General features: G+C 74.1%; 3 protein-coding genes. All 3 read left to right on the top strand.

Going from position 1 to position 4,891, the window contains the following annotated elements:
- Positions 1-663 precede the first annotated feature (663 nt).
- The 3 genes from ACWF94_RS33455 to ACWF94_RS33465 all read left to right on the top strand — a co-directional run bounded on the left by ACWF94_RS33455 (position 664) and on the right by ACWF94_RS33465 (position 4,866).
- Entirely contained in the window at positions 664-1,425 is a 762-nt protein-coding gene (locus tag ACWF94_RS33455; RefSeq protein ID WP_453497253.1) for a hypothetical protein, read from the top strand.
- 136 nt (positions 1,426-1,561) lie between these two features.
- Entirely contained in the window at positions 1,562-3,256 is a 1,695-nt protein-coding gene (locus ACWF94_RS33460) for an ABC transporter ATP-binding protein (RefSeq protein WP_453497256.1), read from the top strand.
- Positions 3,253-4,866 (top strand): ABC transporter ATP-binding protein, encoded by a 1,614-nt coding sequence (locus ACWF94_RS33465; RefSeq protein ID WP_453497259.1) that lies wholly within the window; start codon positions 3,253-3,255, stop codon positions 4,864-4,866. The genes ACWF94_RS33460 and ACWF94_RS33465 overlap by 4 nt, the downstream gene beginning before the upstream one ends.
- Positions 4,867-4,891: the final 25 nt, after the last annotated feature.

A 4,891-nucleotide genomic window follows, 5' to 3' on the forward strand; every position in this document is an offset into this window, starting at 1 on the left:
CAGCTGGTCAGTGATGCCCTCGACAGGCGGCTGCGGGGCGTCCAGGCTCAGCGGGATATCGCCTTCTCCACCGACCGGGACGACTTCGCACCGCCCGTGGCCGGAGACTCCGGCCCCGACCAGCCGGAAGGCGCAGCCGCGTAGCGCGGCGGCCGTCCGCGCCATCTGCTGTCGTCCGCCGGGGCTTTGAGGGCTTCGCCTATGGCCGTCCCGCCCGGAATGCCCGTACCGGGACCCGGGGCGACGGTGCCCGGCAGGTCTTCGATCTGACGCTCCGACAGCAGGGCGGTGCATTCGGCCGGTTGAGGCCATGGCCTTGCCGCCGCCGCCCACGTGGGTGCGGGCCACACCCGTCCGGGGGAGCCGCGCGGACACCTCGACGGCGGCGGGACGGGTTCCGTCGGCGAGCGCGGCGGACGCAACCTCCGGGCCGTGTTCGTCGTCTCCTCCGGCGGGAGGCCGCGTTGGCGACGGCGGCCCCTACGGGCGCGGCCCCTACGGGCAGCGGGGTGGATCCATCGCACGGTGATCCTGGTGGAGAGCGCGCGGACCCCATCCGTACAACGCGTCCCAACGGTATGACGGCATTTCGGTAATACGGTGTCCGTTCGAACACAGCCATGAGTATGCTTAGGTGAGGCTAACCTAAGAAGGTGTTGCTGAGTGGACGAGCGACGTGCTGGCGGTCGACTGGAGGCGTGGGCCGACGGAGTGGTCGCGGATCTCGACGCGCAGGACGACGTCGACCGCGACCTGCTCCACGCCCTGCACGGAAAGCCGAATCTGCGCGAGGAGACCGCCGCCCGTATGGCCGACGCTCTGCGGGCGGCGGCGCTCGGCCTGAGTCCCGCGGCCTGTGCCATGGCCGCCGGGGTGTCCGAGCGGCTGCTCTGCAACTGGCAGTCGCAGGAGCCGTCCTTCGCGGAGGCCATGACCGCCGCGGCTGCCCTGGCCGACGCCCGCCCCGCCGCCGGCGCTCTCAACCCCGCCGCCCTGCGTGTCCTGTTGAGGGCCGTACGCGGCGGTGCGCTCCACGGGTCCGCCGCATCGCTCGTGGGTATGTCCGGGCGGGCCTTCTATCGGCTGCGCAGGGAGAACCCTGAGGTCGGGGCGCTGGTGGCCGCGGCTCGCCGGGCTCGGCCCAAGAAGGCCGACCGGCGCAGAAGGCCCAGGTATCAGCAGCGCTACCGGCTCGTCCGACTTGACAGCGAGTCCCTGGCCGCCGCCACCGTGCTGCCGGAGCCGGAGCCGGAGCCGGAGCCGGAGCCGGAGCCGGAGCCGGAGCCGGAGCCGGAGCCGGAGCCGGAGCCGGAGCCGGAGCCGGAGCCATCGGCCGACGGGTCTCAGGGCGGCGTACCGGCCCCTGTCTCCGACGATCCACCGGCCCGTGCTTCCCGCCCGACCCACCTCCCCGGGAACGGCTGACACCGCCCCCGGCTCGGGTCGAGCCCAGGGGCGGGAAGGTCGCGATCGGGGTGTGCACCACCTCTGACTTAGTCTAGCCTTACCTAAATTCTCGTGCCCGGTCCGTGGGCACCGCGAGACAGGTCCGGAGGGTGCGGTGGGGTCAACAGACCTGTCGGGGCGGTCGGTTCTGTCCGGCGCGGTCGCCGGGCAGCGCCGCGATGTCGTGCTCGGCTCCGTCCTGGGCGCCGGTCATCAGGCGGGCGAGGCGCTGGTCCCGGTGCTCATCGGTCTGGTGATCGACCGGGGGGTCGCCCGTGGCGACAGCGCCGGACTCCTGCTCGGTATCGGTGCGCTCGCCCTGGTCTACGTCGGACTCTCCTTCAGCTTCCGCTTCGGCGCCCGCGCCGGTGAGCGCGCCGCCGAGACCGCCGCGCACCGGCTCAGAACCGAGATCGTCGGCCGGGTTCTGGCCCCGGCGGGCGGCGCCGACAGCGGACGGCTGTCCGGCGAGCTGACGAACATCGCCACCCAGGACGCCAAGCGCGTCGGGGCCGTCAACATGGCGGTGATCATGGGGATCTCGGCGCTCACGGGGCTGCTCGTCAGCGCGGTCGTCCTGCTGCGGATCTCCCTCCCGCTCGGCCTGGTCGTCCTCCTCGGCACCCCCCTGCTGCTGTGGCTCGGGCATCTGCTGAGCAAGCCGCTGGAGCGGCGCAGCGAGGCCGAACAGGAACGGGCCGCCCACGCGTCGGGCATCGCCGCCGACCTCGTCGGCGGACTGCGGGTGCTCAAGGGCATCGGCGCCGAGTCGGCCGCCGTCGCCCGCTACCGGCGCACCAGCCGTGACTCCCTGGCCGCCACCCTGCGCGCGGCCCGCGCACAGGCATGGCAGAACGGCATCGTGCTCACCCTCACCGGCGCGTTCATCGCCCTGGTGGCCCTCGTCGGCGGACGCCTGGCCACCCAGGGGGACATCAGCCTCGGTGAACTGGTCTCCGCCGTCGGCCTGGCCCTGTTCCTCCTCGGCCCGCTCTCGGAATTCTCCTGGGTGAACGCCGAACTCGCCCAGGGCCGCGCCTCGGCCGCCCGGATAGCCGGCGTCCTGGCCGCCGGCCGCGCCGTACTCCCGGGCACCGGCACACCGGCGCGGCCGGTCGAGGGACGGCTGCGGCTGCGCGGGATCTCCTGCGGCACCCTCCAGGACATCGACCTCGACATCGAGCCGGGCGGCCTCGTCGGCGTCGTCGCCACCGACCCCGCCGACGCGGCGGCGCTCCTCGGCTGTCTGGGCCGTCGCTTCGACCCGGAGGCCGGGTCGGTCGAACTGGACGGGGTGGCGTTCACCGCGCTCGACCCGGCGGACATCCGCACCGCGATCCTGGTCGCCGAGCACGACGCCGACCTCTTCGAGGGCACCCTCACCGGCAATGTCACCGCCGCCGCACCGCCGGGAGCCGATCTCCGGCGGGCGATGGAGGCGTCCGGCGCGGACGAGGTCGCCCGGGCGCTGCCCCGGGGCGGCGACACCGAGGTGACCGAACGCGGACGCTCGCTCTCCGGCGGTCAGCGGCAGCGCGTGGCGCTCGCCCGCGCCCTGGCGGCCGACACACCCGTCCTGGTGGTCCATGACCCGGCCACCGCCGTCGACGCGGTCACCGAGGCCAGGATCGCCGCCGGGATCAGGGCCGTCCGCCGTCACCGGACGACGATCCTGGTCACCACCAGTCCCGCGCTGCTCGCGGTGACCGACCGGGTCGTCCTCATCGAGGGCGGCCGGGTGGCCGGCACCGCCCCCCACGCCGACCTCGTCCGCGACCGGGTCACCTACCGTACGGCGGTGCTCTCATGACGCGCCGCCACCCGGGCCCCGGGCCGGACTCGCCGGACCGGTCATCACCGGACCGGGCACCGGAACCGGAACCGGACGACGCACCGGAACTGGACGACGCGCCGGAACCGGACGACCCGCCGGGGCCGTCCGGGCGCACTCTGCTGCCCATCGCGGACGCCGCCCGCACCCGCGCCGCCGTCCGTGAACTGCTGCGCCCGCACCGGCTGCTCGCCCTCTCCGGATTCGCGGTCATCGTCGTCGCCACCGCCGTCGGTCTGCTCACCCAGCCCCTCCTGGGCCGTATCGTCGATCTGGCCGCCGACCGCAGGCCGCCCGACGCCATCACCACGACGGTGCTGCTGCTCGTCGCCGTCGCGGTGGCCCAGGGGCTCACCACCGGCCTCGGCCTCTCCCTCGTCTCCCGCCTCGGCGAGACCGTGCTCGCCCGGCTGCGCGAGCGCTTCGTCGAACGAGCGCTCGGCCTGCCGCTGGAACAGGTGGAGGCGGCGGGGTCGGGCGATCTGACCGTACGGGTCACCGGTGATGTGTCGCTCATCGCCGACGCCGTGCGCAACGCCCTGCCCGAACTGGCCCGTTCGCTGCTCGCCATCGTCCTCACCCTCGGCGCCCTCGCCGTACTCGACTGGCGGTTCCTGCTCGCGGCGCTCCTCGCCGTACCCGTACAGGTGCACACCGCGCGGTGGTACGTGCGGCGGGCCGTCCCCCTCTACGCGGAGCAGCGCGTCGCGGGCGGTGCGCAGCAGCAGCAACTCCTCGACACCATCGGCGGCAGCTCCACCGTGCGCGCGTTCCGGCTGGAGCGGGAGCACACCGAGCGGGTCACCCGGCGCTCCTGGTCCGTGGTCGAGCTGACCATGCGGGGCGTACGGCTGGTGCTGAGCTTCTACAGCCGGCTGCACATCGCCGAGTTCATCGGGCTCGCCGCCGTCCTGGGCACCGGCTTCCTCCTGGTGCGCGACGGTTCCGCGTCGCTGGGCACGGCCACGGCCGCCGCCCTCTACTTCCACAGCCTCTTCACCCCCGTCAACTCGGCCCTCGTCCTGATCGACGACGCCCAGTCGGCGATCGCGAGCCTCGCCCGGATCGTGGGCGTCGCCGACCGGCCGCTGGCCGGGGAGCCCGTACGGGCGGTCGCCCCGCGCGACGCGTCCGTCACCGTCACCGGAGTCGGCCACGCGTACACCAGCGGCCATCGCGTACTGCACGGGGTCGACCTGACGCTCGCCCCCGGGGAGCGCGTGGCGCTCGTCGGCGCGAGCGGCGCGGGCAAGACGACTCTCGCCAAGCTCATCGCGGGCATTCACACCCCCACCGAGGGCGATATCCGGATAGGCGGCGTCCCGCTGGCGGAGATCGGCCCGGCCGCGGTACGCCGTACGGTCGCCCTGATCACCCAGGAGACCCATGTCTTCGCCGGACCGCTCGCGGACGACCTCCGGCTGGCCAGGCCCGATGCCACCGACGCCGAACTGCGGGGCGCGCTCGACCGGGTCGAAGCCCTGGGATGGGCCGAGGCGCTGCCCGACGGTCTGGCGACCGTCGTCGGCGAAGGCGGCCACCGGCTCAGCGGAGAGCGGACACCCCCACCGAGGGCGATATCCGGATAGGCGGCGTCCCGCTGGCGGAGATCGG

This window comes from Streptomyces sp. NPDC055078, from assembly GCF_053607985.1.

Coding starts and splice junctions, on each gene's coding strand:
- ACWF94_RS33465 (WP_453497259.1), top strand. CDS start 3,253: ATGACGCGCCGCCACCCGGGCCCCGGGCCGGACTCGCCGGACCGGTCA.